Genomic DNA, 21,132 nt, shown 5'->3' with positions numbered 1-21,132 from the left:
TGCATCAACATGCCGATAGTGGCGTCAAACCCGACAAACCCAAAGCCCCTCTTTTCCTTCGCGCGGGTGCCGCCTAAGACCGGGGCATGTCCATCACCATCGCCAGCTGGAACATCAATTCCGTCCGCTTCCGGCTCGACATCGTCGAGCGGTTCCTGCGCGAAACCGGCACGGACGTGCTCTGTCTTCAGGAAACCAAGGTGATGGACGAGGCCTTTCCCCATGCCGCCTTCGAGGCGATGGGCTACAAGCATCGCCTGCTCAACGGCCAGCGCATGCATCACGGGGTCGCCATCATCTCCAGGCTGCCGCTCGCCGAAGCCCGGCGGCATGACTGGCAGGACAATGGCGAGGCGCGGCACATCGGCGCGCGCCTGCCGGGCGGCCTGCTGCTGGAAAATGTCTATGTCCCTGCAGGCGGCGATCTGCCCGACCGCGAGGCCAACCCCAAGTTCGGCCAGAAGCTCGATTTTCTCGCGCGCATGACCCGCTGGTCCGAGGCGCTGCGCGAGCCGACGCTGATCGTGGGTGACTTCAACATCGCGCCGCTTGAATGCGATGTCTGGAACCACAAGGCGCTGCTCGATGTCGTCAGCCACACGCCGATCGAGGTGGAGACGCTCGCCCGCTTCCAGGACAGCCATGACTGGGCCGATCTCGGCCGCCGCTTCGTCCCCGCGCCCGAGCGGCTCTATACTTGGTGGAGCTACCGCGCCGCCAACTGGAAGGCCTCCGACCGTGGCCGGCGGCTCGATCACATCTGGGCCTCGCCGGAGCTCGCGCCGCAAGCCCGCGCCTTTCATGTCCTCGAAGACGCGCGAAACTGGGGCAAACCCTCCGATCACATCCCCCAGATCGTCACGCTCGACCTGTGAGCAGCGCGCTTGCCCCCGATTATGCGGCCATCGCGGCCTCCGATGCCCTGCGCCGCGGCCAGATCGTCGGGGTCGGAACCCTAGCGCTTCTCTCTGCCGAGCTTGCCGACGCCGCCAGCCTCGCCGCGCTTGAATGTCAGACACGCGCTGACCTCATCATCACCGCGCGCCGCGCCGCCGTGCTCGCGCTGGCCAATCAGCGCGCCGCCGCCGCCGCCGACCCTGAGCCGGTGCGGGTCGCCCGCCCGGCGTGGCTGGGGCTGGCTGAAAGCCGCGCCGTGGCCGATCCCGTGCTCGACATGGCAACCCCGATGAAGGGCCCGTTCCGCGCGCTGCCGCTGGGCGATGATCTGGCCAGCGCACAAGCCGCCATCACGCTGGCCAAACACGCAGCCCTCATCCCCGCCGTCTATGCGGTCCCGCTCGCCAGCGCGCAGCCGGTCATTACCACCAGCGCCGAATCCGCCGCCGCCCTGCCCGCGGCCGCTGCCCGGCTCCACCTCTCCTCGCGCGCTCGCCTGCCGCTGGCGCTGGCGCCCGACACCGAAGTCGCCGCATTCCGTGCGGCCGACGGCGGGCCGGAGCATCTGGCGCTCATCATCGGGGATCCGCCGCGCCGCGCGCCCGTCCTCGCCCGGCTCCATTCCGCGTGCCTCACCGGCGATGTGCTCGGCAGCCTGAAATGCGATTGCGGCCCCCAGCTGCACGCCGCGCTCGCCGCCATCGCCGCCAGCCCGCAAGGCGGCATTCTTCTTTATCTCCAGCAGGAAGGGCGCGGCATCGGGCTGCTTAACAAGCTGCGCGCCTATGCCCTGCAAGATCAGGGTTTCGACACCGTCGATGCCAATACAAGGCTCGGCTTCGAGCCCGACGAGCGCGACTTCACCATCGCCGCCGCCATGCTCAAGGCGCTCGGCGTCGGCAGCGTCGAACTGCTCACCAACAATCCCGACAAGGTCGCCGGCCTAGAGGCGCATGGCCTCAAAGCCACCCGCCGCGCCCACAGCCTGCCCGCCAATCCGCACAACGCCCATTATCTCGCTACCAAGCGCGACCGGCAGGGCCACAAGCTGTGAAGCTCCTCGCCCGCGTCACTGCTGGCACGCTGACGTTCGATCAGGAGACCGTCCCCGCCAGCTTCGGTCGCAGCGGCGCCTGCGCGTCTGCAGACAAGCGCGAAGGCGACGGCAAGACCCCGCTCGGCACCTACCGGCTGCAAACCGCCCTCATCCGCCCCGATCGACTGGCCCCGCGCACATCCTTGCCCTGGCGCTGGCTCCGCCCCGCCGATGGCTGGTCCGACGATCCCGCCGATCCGGCCTATAATCGCCCGGTCACTCACCCGCACCGCCACGGCGCCGAGCAACTCTGGCGCAAGGATCACGCCTATGACATCATCCTCACCCTGTCGCACAACACCCCGCCAACGCCCGGCCTCGGCAGCGCCGTCTTTCTTCACTGTCTCCAGCCAGACAGCCGGCCGACCCAAGGCTGTGTCGCCGTCGCCCGCGAGACGCTGGCCGGCTGGCTGCCCCGCATCGGTCCCGGCAGCCTGCTGATCATAGAGCCCTGACGGGCACCCGACCCACTCAACCCAGCCGGTAGAACAGGTTGATGTTCAGCACATGGACGGTCGAATCGGGCCCGGAGCGGATCAGCCGCTGGTTCAGATAGCCGGCCTCGAGGTTGAACCGCGGCCCGAGCTTTCGGCCTACGCCGATGAAGTTGCGCATTTGCTCCAGTCCGGAGCGCTGGCCCCAGCGGGTGTCGTTCAGCGGCACAAAGACCTCGGAAACGGCAATGCCTGACCAGTCCTCATCCAGCCAATATTGCCCCCGCAGAAACTGGCGCAGCCGCCAGCCATCGCCGCTGACACCCTCGACGAAGCGCTGTTCCAGCCGGGTCCGGCTCATCAGCACGGCCTCACCCGGAGTGCCAGCAAGGCGCAGCAACGCCTGTTGCCAGATGCGATGCTCGCGCCGCCGAGGGCCGTCTTCCGGATAGGTATCGATCAACGCATAGCCGAGCAGAAGCTGGGTCGCCGGGTTGAGCTGCACCCCGAGCGCAGGCCGCAGGATCAGCGTGTCCGCTGGCGCGGTAAAGCGCGGCTGGACCTCGAGCCAGGTCACCAGCTTGCCACTGACCGGCCCCTGGGCAATGCCGGCCAGCCACAGCGCCTCCTCTGCCATGGCCGGACAGCCGGCCGACAGGGTCATGCCCAGAAAAAGCGAAAGAAAGCGTTTCATCGGCAGTGCCCTAGCCACCAAACATCACAGAAATGCGACGGTCCTCACCGGCGCCCGCGCCGGATGCCGCGCGGGATACTGCCGCGCGGCCCGCCGCCTTTTCGTCCACCCCGCATCCGGTCGCCCCGCGGCCGGTCGTGGCTGCGCGCGCGCGTGTCGTCAGCCTCCGCATCGGGCAGCGCAAAGCGCAGGCTGCCGGTAATCGGGTTCGCTTCCACCAGCCGCAAATCGAGCCGCTGGCCGGGAAAATAGCGCGTGCCCGTCTCCAGCCCTTCGAGCACGCGGCGGTCCTCGTCATAGGCGAAGCGTTCGTCCCCCAGCGCGCTCACAGGCACCAGCCCATCACCGCCCAGCCCGTCCACCTGCGCAAAAAAGCCGAACTTCAGCACGCCGGTGATCCGCGCCCTAACGATCTCGCCCACCGACTCCGAAAGATAGGCCGCCACATAGCGGTCGAGCGTGTCGCGCTCGGCCTCCATCGCGCGCCGCTCGGTCATCGAGACATGCTCGGCCGTCCGCCCCATCGCCGCCTGCCCGGCTTCGTCGATGCCACCTTCACCCAGCCCATAGGCGCTGACCAGCGAGCGGTGCACGATCAGGTCCGCATAGCGGCGAATGGGCGAGGTAAAGTGCGCATAAGAGCCGAGCGAAAGCCCGAAATGCCCCTTGTTCTCCGGCGCATAATAGGCCTGCGTCTGGGTGCGCAGCACCTGCTCCATCACCTGCGTCTCATGGTCCTCGCCCTTCACCTTGGCGAGGATGCGGTTGAACACCGCCGGCCGGATCACCTGCCCCAGCGCGAAGTTCATGTCGAAGCTCTCCAGCCAGTCCTTCAGCGTCACCAGCTTCTCGCGCGTTGGCGGCTCATGGTCGCGGTACATGCACGCCGCCTTCTTCGCCTCCAGCGCCTGTGCCGCCGCCACATTGGCCGCAATCATGTAATCCTCGATCAGCTGGTTGGCCGGAATCGTCTTCCGCAGCTCGATCTTCGCGATCCGCCCCGCCGCATCAAGCAGCACCCGCCGCTCGGGCAGGTCGATCGCCAGCGGCTCGCGCTTCACCCGCGCCGCATGCAGCGCCTCCCAACAATCCCAGAGAGGTCGCAGCGTCTCGAAATGCGCGCCCGCGCCCGCATCGATCGTGGCCTGCGCCTCTTCATAGGCGATGTTCACCCGGCAATTGATCACCGCCCGATTGAAATGGCTCTTCACCACCTTGCCGTCTGGCGCCACCAGCAGGTGGCAGGCCAGCACCGCCCGGTCCTCGCCCGCCACCAGCGAGCAGACATCAGTCGAAAGCCGCTCGGGCAGCATCGGCACCACCTGGTCGGGGAAATAGACGCTGTTCCCGCGCGCCCGCGCCTCCCGGTCCAGCCCGCCGCCCGGCCGCACATACCAGCTGACATCGGCAATCGCCACGATCGCGCGGAAATGTCCCTGCTTTTCCGGGTCTGGCCCGGCCCATACCGCGTCATCATGGTCGCGCGCATCGGCCGGATCGATGGTGAGGAAGGGCAGGCCGCGCAGATCCTCGCGCAGGCCCTCCGGCCCTAGCCCCCGCCCGGCGCTGGCATCGGCCTCCGCCAGCGTCTGCGCATCAAACACATGCGGGATGCCCTTGGCGTGGATCGCGATCAGCGAAAAGGCCCGCGGCTGAAACGGATCGCCCAGAACCTCGACCACCCGCCCGCGCTGCGCCGGTCCCCGCCCGCTCGGCTCGGCCAGCACAAGATCGCCCACCTGCGCGTCGCCGATACCACTGAGCGGCAGGTCGAAGCGCGCCCGCTTGTCCACCGGCACCAGCACATGCCCGTCACCGTCGGCGCGCACCACGCCCAGCACGAACTCGGCCGATTTCGCCAGCACCTTCATGGCAAAACCCCGGTAGCCGCCGTCGTCCTCGTCAATCCGCGCCAACACCCGCTCGCCCAGCCCCAGCGCCGGCCCGCGCTTCTTCTCCACCATCCGCACCCGCGGCGCCGCGCCCGCGCCCTCCCAGCGGTCCGGCTCCGCGATCACGCCGTTCTCGCCCGCCTCGACGATCCGCAGCACGGTCACCTTTGGCAGCCCGCCACCGCGGTGCAGCGTCCGCCCCGGGCCAAGATCGAGCAATCCCTCATCCTGCATCTCGCGAAGCAGCGCCTTCAGCGCGATCTTGTCGGCGCCATGCAGGCCAAAGGCCTTGCCGATCTCGCGCTTGCCCACACCGCTCGGCTGGGTCGCGATCCAGTCGAGAATCGCCTGTGGTGTCGGGAGGTTCGCCATCCGCCGCACCCTGCCTCTCCCGCGCCGCGCTCACAAGTCCCACTTGCCGTGCCCGGCCCCAGCCGCCATGTAGCGCCGGCATGCGCGCCTTCGACACCCCCTCGCCACCCCCGCCAAGCGGCAAGGCCGATCTCGCCATGCTCCGGCGCTTTCTCCCCTATCTCTGGCCGGCCGGCCACTTCGACCTCAAGGCCCGCATCGTCTTCGCCGTCGTGCTGGTGCTCGCCGCCAAGTCCACGCTGCTGGTCATGCCCTTTGCCTTTGGCGGCATCGTCGATGCCATGTCAGAGGCCAGCACGGCCGACAATACCGCCGCCGCCAGCCTCGCGCTCGCTCTTGTCGGGGCCTATGCGCTGGCCCGCTTCAGCGCTGTCCTGTTCGACAATCTGCGCAACGCCGTCTTCGAGCGCGTCGGCCAGGAAGCCGCCCGCAAGCTCGCGCTCGATGTCTTCACCCACATCCACCAGCTTTCCCTGCGCTTCCATCTCAGCCGCCGCACCGGCAGCCTCACGCGCATCATCGAGCGCGGCACCAAGAGCATCGATTCCATGCTCTATTTCCTGCTCTTCAACATCGCGCCTACCGCCTTCGAACTCACTGCCGTCAGCATCATCTTCTGGGTCAAGCTCGGCCCGGCCATGATGTTCGCCGTGCTCGGCATGATGCTCGCCTATGTCGGTTTCACCCAGAGGGTCACCGCTTGGCGCACCCAGCTCCGCCGCGACATGGTCGAATCCGACCAGAATGCCACCGGCCGCGCCGTCGACAGCCTGCTCAACTATGAAACCGTCAAATATTTCAACGCCGAAGAACATGAGCGCGAGAATTATGGCCGGGCCATCGCCCGCTATGCCCGCGCCGCCACAAAGTCTGGCGCTTCGCTGGCCTGGCTCAATGTCGGCCAGTCGCTGATCACCAACCTGATGCTCGCCGCCGCCATGGCCTTCACCGTCGAAGGTTGGGCGTCGGGCAAGTTCACACCGGGCGACGTCGTCCTCATCAACACGCTGCTCATTCAGCTGTTCCGCCCGCTCGACCTGCTCGGCTTCGTCTACCGCGAGATCAAGCAGGGCCTCATCGACATGGAAAACATGTTCGCCCTGATCGACACGCCGGCCGAAATCACCGATGCCTCCGGCGCGCCGCCGCTGCGCGTCACCGGCGGCAGCATCACTTTCGAGCACGTCCGCTTCGCCTATGAAAGCGACCGCGAAATTCTACACGGCATCAGCTTCCATGTCCCGGCCGGTGGCAGCGTCGCCGTCGTCGGCCATTCGGGCGCGGGCAAATCAACCCTCTCGCGCATTCTCTACCGCTTCTATGACATCAGCGAAGGCCGCGTCCTCATCGACGATCAGGACCTGCGCCATGTCGCCCAGTCCAGCGTCCGCGCCCAGATCGGCATCGTCCCTCAGGACACCGTCCTGTTCAACGATAGCATTGCCTACAACATCGCCTATGGGGCCCCCGGCGCCAGCCGCGAGGAGATCGAGGCCGCCGCCCGGGGCGCCAGCATCCATGATTTCATCACATCGCTGCCCCAGGGCTATGAAACCCAGGTCGGCGAACGCGGCCTCAAGCTCTCGGGCGGCGAAAAGCAGCGCGTCGCCATCGCCCGCACCCTGCTCAAGAACCCGCCGATCCTGATTCTCGATGAAGCCACCAGCGCGCTCGATTCCGCCACCGAGGCGGAAATCCAGACCGCGCTGCGCACCGTCTCGAAAAATCGCACCACCCTCACCATCGCCCACCGCCTGAGCACCATCACCACGGCGCAGGAAATTCTCGTCATGGACGCCGGCCGGATCATCGAGCGCGGCACCCACGACCAGCTGCTCGCCAAAGGCGGTCGCTATGCCGAGATGTGGGCCATGCAGGCCGCCGAACAGCGCGACCCGGCAATCGCCGCCGAATAGGGCAGGAGGCAGGCCCCCGCCCGGCTCAGGCCGCGCGCGGGGCGCTGTCCATCACGCCGGCGTCAACATGGTCGGCGAACTGGGCGAAGTTCTCGATGAACATGGTGACCAGCGCGCGCGCCTGCTCGTCATAGGCGGCCGGGTCCGCCCAGGTTTCACGCGGGTTGAGGATGCGATCGTCCACGCCGGGCACCGACACAGGCACGTCGAAGCCGAAGTTCGGATCGGTGCGGAACGCCGCGCCCGCGAGCGAGCCGTCAAGGGCCGCATTGAGCAGCGCGCGGGTCACCCTGATCGGCATGCGCGTGCCGGTGCCGCCGGAGCCGGCGCCGCCGCCGGTCCAGCCAGTGTTGACGAGCCAGACATTCACCCCGCCCCGGGCGATCCGGTCCTTGAGCAGATTGCCATAGACGCTGGGATGGCGCGGCATGAAGGGGGCGCCGAAACAGGTCGAGAAGGTTGCCTCGGGCTCGGTGACGCCGATCTCGGTGCCGGCCACGCGCGCGGTATAGCCGGAGAGGAAGTGATACATCGCCTGTTCGGGCGTCAGCCGTGCGATCGGCGGCAGCACGCCGAACGCATCGGCCGTCAGCATGATGATGTTGCGCGGCACCGGGCCGAGATTGTCCTTGCTCGCATTGGGAATGAAATCGATCGGGTAGGAGCCACGGCTGTTTTCGGCGAGGCTGTTGTCGTCGAGGTCGATCTCCCGGGTCTGGGGGTCGATCACGACATTCTCGAGCACGGTCCCGAAGCGCCGGGTGGTGGCGAAGATCTCGGGCTCGGCTTCTGCTGAAAGGCGGATCATCTTGGCGTAGCAGCCGCCTTCGAAGTTGAATACGGCGGTATCCGACCAGCCATGCTCATCATCGCCGATCAGCGTGCGGCGCGCATCGGCCGACAGCGTGGTCTTGCCCGTGCCGGAAAGGCCGAAGAACACCGCCGTGTCACCGCCCGCGCCGATATTGGCCGAGCAATGCATCGGCATCACGCCCGAAAGCGGCAGCAGATAGTTGAGAATCGAGAACACGCTCTTCTTCATCTCACCCGCATAGGCGGTGCCGCCGATGAGGATGGTCTTGCCCTCGAAATCGACGCCCACGATCGTCTCCCCGCGGCTGCCATGGCGGGCCGGATCAGCCTTGAAGCTGGGCAGGTCGATGATCGTGTATTCGGGCAGAAAGTCGGCCAGCGCTGCCGCTTCGGGCCGCACCAGCAACGTGCGGATAAACAGGCTGTGCCAGGCAAATTCGGTGATCACCCGCACCTTGACCCGGTGCTCGGGCTGGGAGCCGCCGTAAAGGTCCTGCACAAACAGCGTGTCCTTCTGCGCCAGCGCAGCCGCAAAGTCGGCCTTGAGGGCGGCAAACTGGTCCGGCGTCATCGCCTTGTTGGTCTTGCCCCACCAGATGGCCTTGTCAGTCACTGCATCGCGCACGATGAACTTGTCCTGCGCGCTGCGCCCGGTGTGCTTGCCGGTCTGCACCACCAGCGCGCCGTCCTTGCTCAAAAGCCCTTCGCCGCGCTGGACCGCCAGCTCGACCAGTGGGGCCGTGCCAAGGTTCCAATATTGCCGTGCGCGCGCCGGCAGGCCCATCTCGGCCAGACCATGTTTCGCCACCAGACCCTCGAATGCAGACACCAGCGTTCCTCCCGCGAAAAAAGGCCGGACGAGACTCCGGTCATGCGTTTGTCACGAGGCGCATAGCCGCACCGACCGCCCGCGTCAAAACGGATGTGACGGGCGGCGCATCTGGCGCGACGGGCGGCTCTTGCCAAGCAGGCGGCGCGGCGCGACAAGCGGGCCATGTCCGCTACAGACGCCCCGCTGGTGATCGCGCTCGTCGACGATGATCGCAACATCCTCACCTCCGTCTCCATCGCCCTTCAGGCCGAAGGTTTTGCCGTGCGCCTCTATTCCGACGGCGACACGGCGCTGAAGGCGCTTACCGACAATCCGCCCGATCTCGCCGTGCTCGACATCAAGATGCCGCGCATGGACGGCATGGAGGTGTTGCGCCGGCTGCGCGAGAAGTCCGAGCTGCCGGTGATTTTCCTGACCTCCAAGGACACCGAGATCGACGAGGCGCTGGGGCTCGCCATGGGCGCGGATGATTATATCGGCAAGCCGTTCAGCCAGCGTCTGCTCATCGAGCGGATCCGCGCCGTGTTGCGGCGCGCCGCCAACCGCAAGGCCATGCCCGAAGCCACCGAAGCCGAACCGGCGGCCGAACCGATCGTGCGCGGCCGGCTGACCATGGACCCGGCCCGTCACCGCGTCACCTGGGCCGGCGGGGAAGGGCGGTCGGGTGACGTTGCGCTCACCGTCACCGAATTCATGATTCTCGAAACGCTGGCGGCGCGCCCCGGTTTCGTCAAATCTCGCGAACAGCTGATGGACGCCGCCTACAGCCATGATGTCTATGTCGATGACCGGACCATCGACAGCCATATCAAGCGCCTGCGCAAGAAGTTCCGCGCCGTCGATCATCAGTTCAAGGGCATCGAGACGCTCTATGGTGTCGGCTACCGGTTCAATGAGGGCTGAGCCCCCCGCCGAAGCCCCGCCGCTCGAAGTGCAGGAATGGCGGCGTGGCCTCGGTTTCGGCTCGCTGCGCGCCCGCATCTTCGCGGTCAACATTATCGCTGTCCTCGCGCTCGCCATCATGCTGCTCTACATCGACACGGTGCGCGCCCGGCTGCTCGACGAGCGCTCCGCCGAACTGGCCCGTGAGGCCGTCACCATCGCCGCCCTGCTCGACGACATGCCCGCCGCCCGCCGCGCCAGCGCCGTCGCCGACCTTGGCTTTGCGCGCGGCACCAGGGTCCGCCTCTATGGCGCGGGCGGCAAGCGCCTCGCCGACAATTGGCAGACGCCCGAAACGCCGCGCTTTGTCCTCGATGATCCTGCCAGCACCAGCTGGCGCCGCCGCTCGGCGCTCTACATCGATCAGGCGCTCGAGCGCATCAACCGCACCCGCCCGCCCGCCGTCTATGCCGAGGCCGCGCCCGATACCGCCGCCGCCTGGCCCGAAATCGCCCGCGCCGCCGCCCTCGGCGCACCGCTCGCGGAGCTCCGCCGCGCCGCCGATGCCAGCCTCGTCATCACCGCTGCGCAAGCGCTGCCCGATGGCAGCGCCGTCCACCTCACCGACAGTGCCGAAGACCTGTCGCAGATCGTTCGCGCCGAACGGCTGGCCAGCTTCTGGCTGCTGATCGTCGTCACCGCACTCACCCTGACCCTGTCCTTCTATCTCGCCCGCACCATCGTCCGCCCGCTGCGCATGCTCGCCATCGCCGCCCACCGTGTGCGACTCGGGCGCTCGCGTGAAGTCGTCGTGCCCAGGCTGCCCGATCGGCGTGACGAGATCGGCGCGCTCGCCCGGGCGCTGTCCGACATGTCGATCGCGCTCAGGGGCCAGATCGACGCCACAGAGGCCTTTGCCGCCGATGTCGCGCACGAGCTGAAGAACCCGCTCGCCTCGCTGCGCTCGGCCATCGACACGCTCTCGCAGATTGAGGACGCAGGCCTTCGCCAGCAGCTGATGACCGTCGTGCTCGATGATGTCGCCCGCATCGACCGGCTGATCACCGATATCTCGCAAGCCAGCCGGCTCGATGCCGAGCTGTCGCGCGCCCGCTTCGAACGTGTCGACGCCGCCGTGCTCGCCAGCGGCCTTGTGGAGGCCTATCGCACCACTGGCCTGCCGCGGGGCCTCAGCATCACCCACCACCCGCCCCGCTCGCCCGCCCATGTCGAAGGCGATCCGGCCCGCCTCGCCCAGGTGCTGCACAATCTCATCGACAACGCCGTCTCCTTCTCGCCCGATGACGGCGCCGTCAGCCTGTCCGTCGAAGCGGGTGACGGCAATGTCACTCTCACCGTCACCGACAACGGTCCCGGCGTGCCCCCCGAAAACCGCCGCGACGTCTTCCACCGCTTCTATTCGCAGCGCCCCCAATCCGAGGATTTCGGCCGCCATTCGGGCCTTGGCCTGTCCATCGCTGCTGCCATCGTCAAGGCGCATGGCGGTCATATCCATGTCGAAGACCCACCGTCGGGCCGCGGCGCCGCCTTCGTCATCCGACTGCCCGCCGCCTGAGCCCGGCATGCCCCCGCCGCCCACCATCCACGCCACCGCGCTCAAGGCCCCGCCAGCGCTTGGCCAACGCGGCGTCCTCCTCATCGGCCCGCCCGGCAGCGGCAAGTCCGACCTGGCGCTGCGCCTGATCGATCGCGGCTGGCAGCTCATCGCCGATGATCGCACCGTCCTTGCCGCCACCCACAGCGGCCGGCTGATCGCCAGCGCGCCTGCCATCATCGCCGGTCTCATCGAAGCCCGCGGCGTCGGCCTGCTTACGCTTCCTGCCAGCGGGCCGGCCCCGGTCGCGCTGGTTCTCGATCTCGCGGCCCGCCCGGCGCGCCTGCCCGAGCCGCAGGGCTGGCATGCCCCCGGTCATCGGCATGCCCCCATTCCCTGCCTTGCGCTTGATCCCGCCGCCGCGTCGGCGCCGCTGCGGCTCGAACACGCCTTGCGTCAGCATGGCCTCGCCCCCGAAACTGCCGCAATGGACCCCGAGTCGTCGTCCCCTGAAACGCCACCGGCCGAGATGCCGATGCTCGCCGTCAGCGGCCTGTCCGGTGCCGGCAAGTCCACCGCGCTCAAGGCGCTCGAAGATATCGGCTATGAAGTCGTCGATAATCTCCCCTTCGCCCTGCTCGATGCGCTCATCGCCAGCCCGCCAGCCCTGGCCAGCCGCCCGCTGGCCTTCGGTATCGACAGTCGCACCCGGGGCTTTGACGCCGACGCGCTCGCCGAGCGGCTGCGCAGTCTCAAGGCCGGCGGCACCGATGTCCGCCTCATCTTCCTCGATTGCGCCGATGAGGAGCTGGTTCGCCGCTTCTCCGAAACCCGCCGCCGCCACCCGCTCGCGCAGGATCGCCCCGCGGCTGACGGCATCGCCCAGGAGCGCGTGCTCACCGCACCGCTTCGCCGCTGGGCCGATCTCGTCATCGACAGTTCCGATCTCGCCGTTCCCGACCTGCGTCGTCGCATCACCGAGCGGCTCGGTCCGGCGGGCGCCCGGCGCCTCACGATCTCGGTCCAGAGCTTCGGCTTCGCCAATGGCCTGCCGCGCAACGCCGATCTCGTGTTCGACATGCGCTTTCTCGCCAACCCGCACTGGCAGCCGGAGCTCAGGCCGCTGACCGGGCTCGATGCCCCCGTCCAGGCCCATGTCAAGGCTGACCCCGGCTATCCGGACGCCGTCGCCCGCATCGCCGATCTGCTCGAAACCCTCATCCCCGGCTATGTCCGCGAAGGCCGCTCCTACCTCACCATCGCCATCGGCTGCACCGGCGGCCGCCACCGCTCCGTCACCGTCGCCCTTGATCTCAAGGCCCGTCTCGAGGCGGCCGGCCACGCCGCCCACCTCGCCCACCGCGATCTCGCCCGCGACACCGCCTCCACTGGTCCCGAAACCGCCACGGCCACCGGGAGCGAGGCTTGACAGCGCAAATGCAGGGGTCCAACGCCGCCGCCATGATTGGCCTCGTTCTTGTCACCCATGGTCATCTCGCCGATGAATTCATCGCCGCCACCGAGCATGTGGTGGGCGAGCAGAGCCGAATCGAAGCCATCTGCATCGATGCCGATGACGACATGGAAGCCCGCCGTGCCGACATCGCCGCCGCCATCGCCCGCGTCGACAGCGGCAGCGGCGTCATCATGCTCACCGACATGTTCGGCGGCACCCCCTCCAACCTCGCCATTTCGCTGCTTGGTCCCGGCACGGAAGTCATCGCCGGCATCAACCTGCCCATGCTGATCAAGCTCGCCAGCGTCCGCAAGACGATGAATGTCGCCGACGCCGTTGAAGCCGCGCAGGAGGCCGGCCGCAAATATATCGCGGTTGCCTCCAAGATGCTCGGCGAAGCGGCCTGATTTCCACCGGGCGCATGACCGAGCATACGCCGCAGGGCCCCGTCACCATCGAAATCACCAACAAGCGCGGCCTCCATGCCCGCGCCAGCGCGAAGTTTGTCACGCTGGCCAGCAGCTTCGATGCCCAGGTCACCGTCTCCCATGATGGCAGCAGCGTGCCAGGCACCTCAATCATGGGCCTGATGATGCTCGCCGCCGGCATGGGAGATTCGATCGAGATCAGTGCCACCGGCCCACAGGCCGCCGAAGCGCTCGATCGCCTCACCGGCCTGGTTTCCGACAAGTTCGGCGAAGACTGACAGCGCCCGGCGGCATATCCCGCCGGAGGCAAAAAACCGCGCCCCCGCCAGCCCGCTTGCCCAAGTCACGCCATCGCCCTAGACGGGCGGTCATGCGCAAATCCTTTCCCTTCTCGGCCATTGTCGGCCAATCGGAGATGAAACAGGCCCTTCTCATGGCGGCCGTCGAGCCAAGGCTCGGCGGGGTCATGGTCTTCGGCGATCGCGGCACCGGCAAGTCGACTGCGGTGCGCGCGCTGGCCGCCCTGCTGCCGCCGATGAAAGTGGTACCCGGCTGCCGCTATGGCTGCGCGCCCGATGACAGCACCACCTGCTTCGAAGGCTGCCGCGAGCGCGCCGGCAAGCGTACCGAAGCGGCGTCGGTTCCCTTCGTCGATCTGCCGCTCGGCGCCACCGAAGACAGGGTCGTCGGCAGTCTCGATCTGGAACGTGCGCTGGCAACCGGCGAGAAGCGCTTCGAGCCGGGCCTGCTCGCCAAGGCCAATCGTGGTTTTCTCTATATCGACGAGATCAACCTGCTTGAGGATCATCTGGTCGACCTGCTGCTCGATGTCGCCGTCTCCGGCCAGAATGTCGTCGAGCGCGAGGGGCTGAGCATCCGTCATCCGGCGCGCTTCATCCTCGTTGGCTCGGGCAACCCGGAAGAGGGCGAACTTCGTCCCCAGCTGCTCGACCGCTTCGGCCTGTCGGTCGATGTCCGCACCCCCACCGACATTGCTGACCGCATCGAGATCGTGAAACGCTGCGATGCCTTCGACCGGGACCCGGAAGGCTTTTGCGCTGCCTATGAGGGCGACGAGCATGCCGTGCTCGACCAGATTGCGGCGGCCCGCAAGAAGCTGCCCAAGGTCGATGTTCCCGATTCCATCCTCGAGCTGGGCACCAGATTGTGTCAGGCCGTGGGGGCCGATGGCCTGCGCGGCGAGCTGACCCTGCTGCGCGCCGCGCGCGCCACCGCTGCGCTCGCGGGCAAGAAGCATGTCCTGCCGGCCCATGTCGGCGCCGTCGCCACGCTGGCGCTCCGGCATCGCATGCGCAAGAACGTCCTCGACGATACCGGCAGCACCGCCCGCATCGAACGCGCTGTCGCCGAACTCATCCCGGCATGAACAAGCTCGCGGATGCGGGGTTGGTCGCGCCGCCGGAAGCGCAAGGTCCAGCCGCCGCTGCCGCCGCGCGCTGGGCTCTGGCGCTCGCCGCCATCCCGCTGGTGGCCGAAACACCGGTATTGGGCGGCATCTGGCTCAAGGCACCGCCCGGCCCGGTGCGCGATATCTGGTGCGAGGCGCTGGCCCGCCACAAGCCGGTGCGGCGCCTGCCCGCCAGCGCCGATGCCGACGCGCTCGACGGCGGGCTTGATCTCGCTGCCACGCTGGCCAGCGGCAAGCCGGTCATGCGCCCCGGTCTCCTCGCCGAGATCGGCGACGGCATCCTGCTCGTGCCGATGGCGGAGCGGCTGTCGCAGGCGCTGTCGGCACGGCTGGCCGCCGCCCTCGATCGCGGTGGCCCCACGCTTGTCCTCCTCGATGAATCGCCCCCGCCCGAGCCCGGCGAGCCGCCCGAAGCAGTGATCGCTGCTTCACTGGTCGAGCGGCTCGCCGTTCACCTCGATCTGTCCGGCGTGCGCCTGCCGATGGCGGCACTTCTCGCCGAAGATACGCCCGATCTCGACCCCTTCATGCCCGAAGGCGACATGACGCCCATCTCGGACCCGGCCGGCAATGTTACTTCGGCAGCCGTTGCGCTCGGCATCGCTTCGGTGCGCGCGCCGCTCCATGCGCTGCGCCTGGCGCTGGCCCATGCCCGGTCCGATGGCCGGCTCGCACCCGCCGCGCCCGATCTTCAGCTGGCCGCAGCCCTTGTGCTCGGCCCCCGCGCCACCCGTCTGCCGCCGGGGGACGCGCCCGAGGAAAGTCCTGACGAGACCCCGCCTGACGAGCCGCCCCCGCCGCCGCCCGACACCCCGCCCAATTCGCCTGAAAACGAGCACCAGACACCCAACCCCGAAGACCTCACCGATCTCGTTCTCGAAGCCGCCGCCGCCACCATCCCGCCTGGCGTCCTCAATTCGCTGTCCAAGGGGCTCGCCGCCAAGAACAGCGCCAGCGGCAGCGCCGGGGCCAAGCTGCGCTCGATCACCAGCGGCCGCCCCGCCGGCGTGCGGGCCGGCGCGCCCGGTCGCGGCGCGCGCCTCGCCATCCTCGAAACGATCAAGACCGCAGCCCCGCGCCAGAAGCTCCGCCCGCCCCGCGAAGATGGCCGGCTCAGCATCCGCCATGATGATCTGCGCATCCGCCGCTTCGTCGCGCGCGCCGCCAGCACCACCATCTTCGCCGTCGACGCCTCCGGGTCAGCGGCCTTCACCCGCCTTGCCGAAACCAAGGGCGCCATCGAGCTTCTGCTGGCCCAGGCCTATGTGAAGCGTGCCGAAGTGGCCTTGGTCGCCTTTCGTGGCAGCGAGGCGCTGCTGGCGCTGCCGCCCACGCGAAGCCTCGCCCGCGCCAAGAAGGAGCTTGCCGCGCTGGCGGCGGGCGGCGGCACGCCCATTGCCTCGGGCCTGGCGCTGGCCCGTCGCGTCGCCGAAGGCGAGCGCGCCCGGGGTCGCACGCCGCTCATCGTCGTGCTCACCGATGGCCGCGCCAATGTGGGCGGCAGCGATGGGGGCAAGAGCCCGCAAGACGCCGCCCTTGCCGAAGCCCGGGCGCTCGCTGCCACCGGCATCAAATGCGTCTTCATCGATTGCGCGGCGCGCCCGCGCCCCGAGGGCCCCGCGCTCGCCGCCGCTATGGCCGCCCCCCATGTGCCGTTGCCCCGGCTGGACGCCAAGGCCGTCGTCGCCGCGGTTGAAACCGCGCAAAAGGCCATCGCATGAGCGCGCCGCATTGGCCCACCGACGGCCAGGATTGGCCGGCGCGCGAAACCAGCCGCTTCATCAAGGCCGGTGGCGTCAACTGGCATGTCCAGGTCTCCGGCCTCGCAGCCCCCGCGCCCGTCTGCCTGCTGCTGCATGGCACGGCCGCCAGCACCCATAGCTGGCGCGATCTCGCCCCCTTGCTTGGCCGCCATTTCACCGTCATCGCCCCCGATCTGCCCGGCCATGGCTTCTCCAGCCGTCTCGCCCGGCCCAGCCCGGCCGATGTTGGCGCGGCGGTCGCCGCCCTCACCGATGCGCTCGGCCTCGCGCCGGCGCTCACCATTGGCCATTCGGCCGGCGCCGCACTTGCGCTCACCATGGCCGAAAAGCGCCTCGCTCCGCCCCGCGCCATCATCAGCCTCGGCGGCGCGCTGCTGCCCTTTCCCGGCATGGCCGGCAAGCTGTTCCCCGCCATGGCGCGGATGCTCTTCGTCAATCCCTTCATGCCCGAGCTCTTCGCCATGCGCGCCCGTACGCCGGGCGAAGTCGGCCGCTTTCTCGCCCGCTCGACGGGCTCGCAGATCGATGCGCGCGGCATCGAACTCTATGAACGGCTGATGCGCTCGTCCGGCCATGTCGGCGGCGCGCTGGCGCTGATGGCCAACTGGAACCTCGAACCGCTCGAAGCCGCACTTCCCGGCCTCGATCTCCCCGTCCTGCTGGCGCATGGTGAAAACGACACCACCATCCCCCCCTCGGTCGCCACCAAGGTCGCCGGCCGCCTGCCCAATGCCCGGCCGCTCATCCTGCCCGGCCTCGGCCACCTCGCCCATGAGGAAGCCCCCGAAGCCCATGCCAAACTAATCCTCGACTTCGCCCGCGAAACCGGCATCCTGCCCTGATGAACTCGAAATATTACGGCCTCATCGAAATGGTGATGATGTTCGCCATCGTCGGCGGCTTCACCGCCTGGACCTTCTGGTCCTTGCGCGAAAAACCCGGCGACAAGCCAAAGGACGGCGACGACGAGGATTGAGCGCCGCCGATATCACCCCCGGCGCGGCATCCGCCACGGCAGCATCCACTGCACGATCCCCGACCGGAACCGGTCGAGCGAGAGCGACTCATGCACCGCATGCACAGGCTCGCCCCAAAACTGCGTGGCCAGCGCCGTGCGCGAATAAAAGGGCGTGTCTTCCCAGGTCGCCCGGATGGTCACCGCTTCGCCGGGGTCGGCGCGCGTCGCGCGGGCCACGTGCCAGCCGGTCCTGGGCAAGGTCACCGCGGCCGGCATCTCGGCCACTTCGGCATTGCCATCGATGCCGATCCTGAGCGCCATGCCAAAGTCGCTGCCGTCGCGCAGCCGGCCTTCATAAATCACCGCCGTGTCGCCGCCCGCCAGATGCGCGCGCGACCATTGCCAGTCGGCAAAGCCCTCTTCCAGCGGTTCGGTGCCGTGGTTGGCATCCAGATAGCCGGTGCCGGTCCAGCGCACATCGGGGTGGGTCATTTCCACCTCCACCCGCGCGCGCGGGGCCAGCGGCTCCCAGATATGCTTGCCCGAGGGGTCGAGGCGGAAGCGCCGCTGGCCCAGCACCTGCGGTCGCACCCGCACCCGCCCGCGCACCGGCAGGGGCAGCAGCGCATTCACTTCATGAATGTCGATCACCAGCGTTTCGCCGTCCCAGTGCAGCTGGCTGGGCCCGATGCGCAGTGTCGCCGCATCGCGCCACAGCGCCTTTTCCCCGCGCTCGGTCATCGCCCAGCGCCGCCCGCGCTTGCCATAAAGCGCTACGTTCAGCGAGACATGGTCCTTGGGGTTGGGCCGCCCGCTGGCCTTGTAATAGGGCGAGAAGACCGAGCCGATGAAGGCGATGATGGTCAGCCCATAGTCGCCGTCGTCGCTTTCGGCGTCGAGATACCACCAGCGGTAGCCCTGGGGCGGAACGTCCTGATCGAAGCGCGGGCCGAAAGGATCGCATCGCTCGCCAAGCGGCCGGACAAGGCCGCCATCGGGACGCCCGCGCCCGGATGGGCCGATCCCCCCGCCACCCACAGGCCCGGCAGCCGGGTCCGGCTTCCCGGCCGGCGGAAGCTGGCCTGCCACCCGTGCGAGGCCCGTCCATAGAGGGCCCCACCGCTCGAAGGGAAAAGCCCCTCGAACATCTGCGGGCTTACCGCCACCAGATCCTTCGGGGTCAGCTGCAGGCCGCACCGCGCGAGGCCCTCGAAAGTCGCCGTCTGACATGCCTCGATCTCCTCCAAAGTCGGTCCCTGCCCGTCGCCGGTGGCGGGCGCATTGATGATCAGCTGAAAGCGCTCGGTCGCGCCCGGGCGCAGGCCTGCGCCCCGGTCCTGTGCGCACACATAGACGCTGGGCGCCGAAGGCAGGCGCTTCTGCCGGAAAATCTCGTCGAACTCGCGCGCATAATCGTCCGAGAAAAACACATTGTGCCGGTCGAGCGCAAAGCCTTCGGCGCGTCCCGTCATCATCAGCACCAGCCCCGACAGCGAGCGCTGCGCCGGCTTCACCCCGGTCACAGCCCTCGCCGCTGCGGCGCCGAAGCGTCCATCGGCTAGCGCCGAGATATCGCAATTGGCCAAAATATCGCCCGCCTCGATCACCTCGCCGCCGGACAGCACCACGCCCGTGGCGCGGCCGCCGTCAACGCGGATCCCCTCGACATGGGCCCCATATCGAAACACCGCCCCGTGCCGCGCTGCCAGCGCCGCCACGGCTTCTGCCAGCTTGTGCATCCCACCCTCGACCAGCCAGACACCGCGCGCCTCCAGATGCGCGATCAGCATCAGCGTGGCCGTCGCCTCATAAGGCGAAGCGCCGCAATAGGTGGCGTAGCGGCCATAGAGCTGGTGCAGCCGGGGATCGCGGAAATGCTTGCCCAGCGCCTTCCACATCGTCTGAAACGGATTGATCGCCAGCATCTCGGGCAAGCCGGTCAGTCCGAAGCGCGCCGCCAGCCCGATCGGCGAGGTCGCCGGCGCCGCCATGAAGCGCGTCTCCAGCGCGTCCCAGATTCGCTTCGCCTCAGCCTGAAAGGCATCCCAGCCCCGCGCTTCGGCCGCACCCGCAAAGTCCGCCACCGCCTCGCGTGACCGCGCCCCGTCGCGCCAGAGATCGAGCCGCGAGCCGTCCCGCCAGCCGTGCCGGGCCAGCAGCTCGCTGTTCACCAGCCGCACATGGTCCTCAAGATTTTCGCCCAGCGCTGCAAACAGCGCCTCGAACACCGGCTTGGCGGTAAACACCGTCGGCCCGGCATCCACGGCCACGCCGCCGCAGTCCACCGTGCGCAGCTTGCCACCGGGATGGGCCATCCGCTCGACCACCGTCACCGGCACGCCCGCGCCCGCCAGCCAGGCAGCGGCACACAGCCCGCCCATGCCAGCCCCGATGATCACGACAGACGCGTCGCTCGCCAAGAAAACCTCTCCCAGGCGGCGCAACTGGCCACCACTTGCCGGGAATGATTGACCGTCCCCGCGTCACTGTCCAGAGAAGATGACACCATGGATGTCAACCCACCCGACAGGCCGACTCTTCGCGAGCGCTTCCTGCTCTGGCGCAACAGCTGGCTGATGCGTCCGGCCTTCCAGCGCGCCGCCATGCGCCTGCCTGTCCTGCGCCGGGTCTCTCAGCGCCATGCCGCCTCGATGTTCGCGGTCATCACCGGCTTCGTCTACACCAAGACGCTCACTGCCGTGGTTGATCTCGGCATCCTCGCCCGTCTCGCCCGTGCGCCTGCCACCACTGACGCGCTGGCGGCCGAGGCCGCGCTTGAAAGCGCCGCCATGGCCCGGCTGCTCGCCGCCGCCGCCGCCATCGATCTGGTCGAGCGGCTCCCCGCCGATTCGCAAGGCCGGCCGCGCTGGACGCTCGGCCAGCGCGGCGCGGCGCTCGCCCACAACCGAGGCGCGCTCGCCATGATCGAGCATCACAAGATCTTCTACGACGATCTCGCCGATCCCGTCGCCATGCTCCGCCGCGGTCGGGGTGGCGGCAAGCTCGCCGCCTTCTGGAGCTATGCCGAAGCTGCCGGGCGCGGCGAGCCGGCCAGCGCCTCCGACCCCGGCACGGCGGCCTATAGCGCGCTGATGGCCGCCTCCCAGCCGATGGTCGCCGAGCAAGTTCTTGAAAGCTATGATCTGGGCAAGCACAAGCGCCTCCTCGATGTCGGTGGCGGTCACGGCGCCTTCGTCGCTGAAGTCGCCGCCCGGCACCCCGGCGTCGGTCTTGCCCTGTTCGATCTGCCGCCGGTTGCCGCGGCGGCGCGAGGCGTCCTTGATGCCCGTGGCCTCGGCGCCGTCGAAGCACATGGCGGCAGCTTTCGCGACGACCCTCTGCCCGGCGGCTTCGACATCATCACGCTGGTCCGCATCCTCCACGATCATGATGACGCCGTCGTCGCCGCGGTGCTCGCCAAGGCGCACGACGCCTTGCCGCTGGGCGGCACGCTGCTGATCACCGAGCCCATGGCCGAAACGCCCGGTGCCGAGGCCATGGGCGACGCCTATTTCGGCCTCTATCTCTGGGCGATGGGATCAGGCCGCCCGCGCAGCTTCGCCGCCTATCAGGCGCTGCTCGCAGCCGCCGGATTCGCCCGCATCCGCGAGGTGCCGACGCCGCTTCCCATGGTCACAAGGCTGATCACCGCCCGCAAATAGCCGTCAAGCCGGATTGCCTGCCCGGTGTAAAAATTTTTTGACGCTTCAAACCG

The 21,132-nt window shown here is 68.4% G+C and carries 19 protein-coding genes; 14 read left to right on the top strand and 5 right to left on the bottom strand.

Annotation, left to right across the window (positions count from 1 at the left end):
- Positions 1–86: 86 nt before the first annotated feature.
- The 3 genes from ACMVO5_RS08760 to ACMVO5_RS08750 are packed head-to-tail and all read left to right on the top strand — an operon-like array spanning position 87 to position 2,448.
- Entirely contained in the window at positions 87–875 is a 789-nt protein-coding gene (locus ACMVO5_RS08760; protein WP_416907138.1) for an exodeoxyribonuclease III, read from the top strand.
- A complete protein-coding gene (locus ACMVO5_RS08755; RefSeq protein WP_416907137.1) occupies positions 872–1,951 on the top strand; it encodes a GTP cyclohydrolase II in 1,080 nt (359 codons plus the stop codon). Before ACMVO5_RS08760 ends, ACMVO5_RS08755 begins: the two co-directional genes overlap by 4 nt.
- The gene (locus tag ACMVO5_RS08750) at positions 1,948–2,448 is read left to right on the top strand and encodes a L,D-transpeptidase family protein (protein ID WP_416907136.1); all 501 of its coding nucleotides are present in this window, start codon (positions 1,948–1,950) and stop codon (positions 2,446–2,448) included. The genes ACMVO5_RS08755 and ACMVO5_RS08750 overlap by 4 nt, the downstream gene beginning before the upstream one ends.
- A 16-nt stretch (positions 2,449–2,464) precedes the next feature.
- Here ACMVO5_RS08750 and ACMVO5_RS08745 read toward each other — a convergent pair whose 3' ends face one another.
- Entirely contained in the window at positions 2,465–3,121 is a 657-nt protein-coding gene (locus ACMVO5_RS08745) for a DUF2490 domain-containing protein (protein WP_416907135.1), read from the bottom strand.
- Between the two features lie 44 nt (positions 3,122–3,165).
- Positions 3,166–5,385, bottom strand: a complete 2,220-nt coding sequence (locus tag ACMVO5_RS08740) for a ribonuclease R family protein (protein ID WP_416907134.1) — start codon at positions 5,383–5,385, stop codon at positions 3,166–3,168.
- 80 nt (positions 5,386–5,465) lie between these two features.
- On the opposite strand from ACMVO5_RS08740, the gene ACMVO5_RS08735 reads away from it, so the two are divergent.
- Positions 5,466–7,301 (top strand): ABCB family ABC transporter ATP-binding protein/permease, encoded by a 1,836-nt coding sequence (locus tag ACMVO5_RS08735; protein ID WP_416907133.1) that lies wholly within the window; start codon positions 5,466–5,468, stop codon positions 7,299–7,301.
- Positions 7,302–7,326: 25 nt separating this feature from the next.
- On the opposite strand, the gene ACMVO5_RS08730 is transcribed toward ACMVO5_RS08735, so the two are convergent.
- Positions 7,327–8,898, bottom strand: coding sequence for a phosphoenolpyruvate carboxykinase (locus ACMVO5_RS08730; RefSeq protein ID WP_416909344.1), 1,572 nt, complete (start codon positions 8,896–8,898; stop codon positions 7,327–7,329).
- A gap of 210 nt (positions 8,899–9,108) precedes the next feature.
- On the opposite strand from ACMVO5_RS08730, the gene ACMVO5_RS08725 reads away from it, so the two are divergent.
- The 9 genes from ACMVO5_RS08725 to ACMVO5_RS08685 all read left to right on the top strand — a co-directional run bounded on the left by ACMVO5_RS08725 (position 9,109) and on the right by ACMVO5_RS08685 (position 17,435).
- Positions 9,109–9,849 (top strand): response regulator transcription factor, encoded by a 741-nt coding sequence (locus ACMVO5_RS08725; RefSeq protein ID WP_416907132.1) that lies wholly within the window; start codon positions 9,109–9,111, stop codon positions 9,847–9,849.
- Positions 9,839–11,404 carry an ATP-binding protein gene (locus ACMVO5_RS08720; RefSeq protein WP_416907131.1) on the top strand — a complete coding sequence of 522 codons (1,566 nt, stop codon included), beginning with the start codon at positions 9,839–9,841 and terminating at the stop codon, positions 11,402–11,404. Before ACMVO5_RS08725 ends, ACMVO5_RS08720 begins: the two co-directional genes overlap by 11 nt.
- 7 nt (positions 11,405–11,411) lie before the next feature.
- Positions 11,412–12,812: an RNase adapter RapZ gene (rapZ, locus tag ACMVO5_RS08715; protein WP_416907130.1), complete on the top strand. Its 1,401-nt coding sequence runs from the start codon at positions 11,412–11,414 to the stop codon at positions 12,810–12,812.
- A 32-nt stretch (positions 12,813–12,844) separates the two neighbouring features.
- On the top strand, positions 12,845–13,246 hold the full coding sequence (locus ACMVO5_RS08710) for a PTS sugar transporter subunit IIA (protein ID WP_416909343.1): 402 nt from the start codon (positions 12,845–12,847) through the stop codon (positions 13,244–13,246).
- Between the two features lie 14 nt (positions 13,247–13,260).
- Complete coding sequence (locus ACMVO5_RS08705) at positions 13,261–13,545, top strand: HPr family phosphocarrier protein (protein ID WP_416907129.1); 285 nt, start codon at positions 13,261–13,263, stop codon at positions 13,543–13,545.
- Positions 13,546–13,637: 92 nt separating this feature from the next.
- The gene (bchI, locus tag ACMVO5_RS08700) at positions 13,638–14,654 is read left to right on the top strand and encodes a magnesium chelatase ATPase subunit I (RefSeq protein WP_416907128.1); all 1,017 of its coding nucleotides are present in this window, start codon (positions 13,638–13,640) and stop codon (positions 14,652–14,654) included.
- Entirely contained in the window at positions 14,651–16,417 is a 1,767-nt protein-coding gene (locus ACMVO5_RS08695) for a VWA domain-containing protein (protein WP_416907127.1), read from the top strand. The genes bchI and ACMVO5_RS08695 overlap by 4 nt, the downstream gene beginning before the upstream one ends.
- Positions 16,414–17,301, top strand: a complete 888-nt coding sequence (gene bchO / locus ACMVO5_RS08690; protein ID WP_416907126.1) for an alpha/beta fold hydrolase BchO — start codon at positions 16,414–16,416, stop codon at positions 17,299–17,301. Before ACMVO5_RS08695 ends, bchO begins: the two co-directional genes overlap by 4 nt.
- Positions 17,301–17,435 (top strand): hypothetical protein, encoded by a 135-nt coding sequence (locus ACMVO5_RS08685; protein ID WP_416907125.1) that lies wholly within the window; start codon positions 17,301–17,303, stop codon positions 17,433–17,435. The genes bchO and ACMVO5_RS08685 overlap by 1 nt, the downstream gene beginning before the upstream one ends.
- 12 nt (positions 17,436–17,447) lie before the next feature.
- Here the strand turns inward: ACMVO5_RS08685 and ACMVO5_RS08680 are convergent, their stop codons facing one another.
- Both ACMVO5_RS08680 and crtD read right to left on the bottom strand, forming a co-directional pair.
- The gene (locus ACMVO5_RS08680) at positions 17,448–18,200 is read right to left on the bottom strand and encodes a hydratase (RefSeq protein WP_416909342.1); all 753 of its coding nucleotides are present in this window, start codon (positions 18,198–18,200) and stop codon (positions 17,448–17,450) included.
- A gap of 80 nt (positions 18,201–18,280) precedes the next feature.
- Positions 18,281–19,837, bottom strand: coding sequence for a 1-hydroxycarotenoid 3,4-desaturase CrtD (gene crtD, locus ACMVO5_RS08675; protein ID WP_416907124.1), 1,557 nt, complete (start codon positions 19,835–19,837; stop codon positions 18,281–18,283).
- Between the two features lie 87 nt (positions 19,838–19,924).
- Between crtD and ACMVO5_RS08670 the strand changes: the two genes are divergently transcribed.
- Positions 19,925–21,079, top strand: coding sequence for a methyltransferase (locus ACMVO5_RS08670; protein ID WP_416907123.1), 1,155 nt, complete (start codon positions 19,925–19,927; stop codon positions 21,077–21,079).
- The last annotated feature ends 53 nt before the right edge of the window (positions 21,080–21,132 follow it).

The sequence above is a fragment of the Polymorphobacter sp. genome (assembly GCF_048007885.1).
Taxonomy (GTDB): Bacteria; Pseudomonadota; Alphaproteobacteria; order Sphingomonadales; family Sphingomonadaceae; genus Sandarakinorhabdus.
Note: the sequence above shows the minus strand (reverse complement) of the source record. Positions and strands in the feature narration are given on the sequence as shown.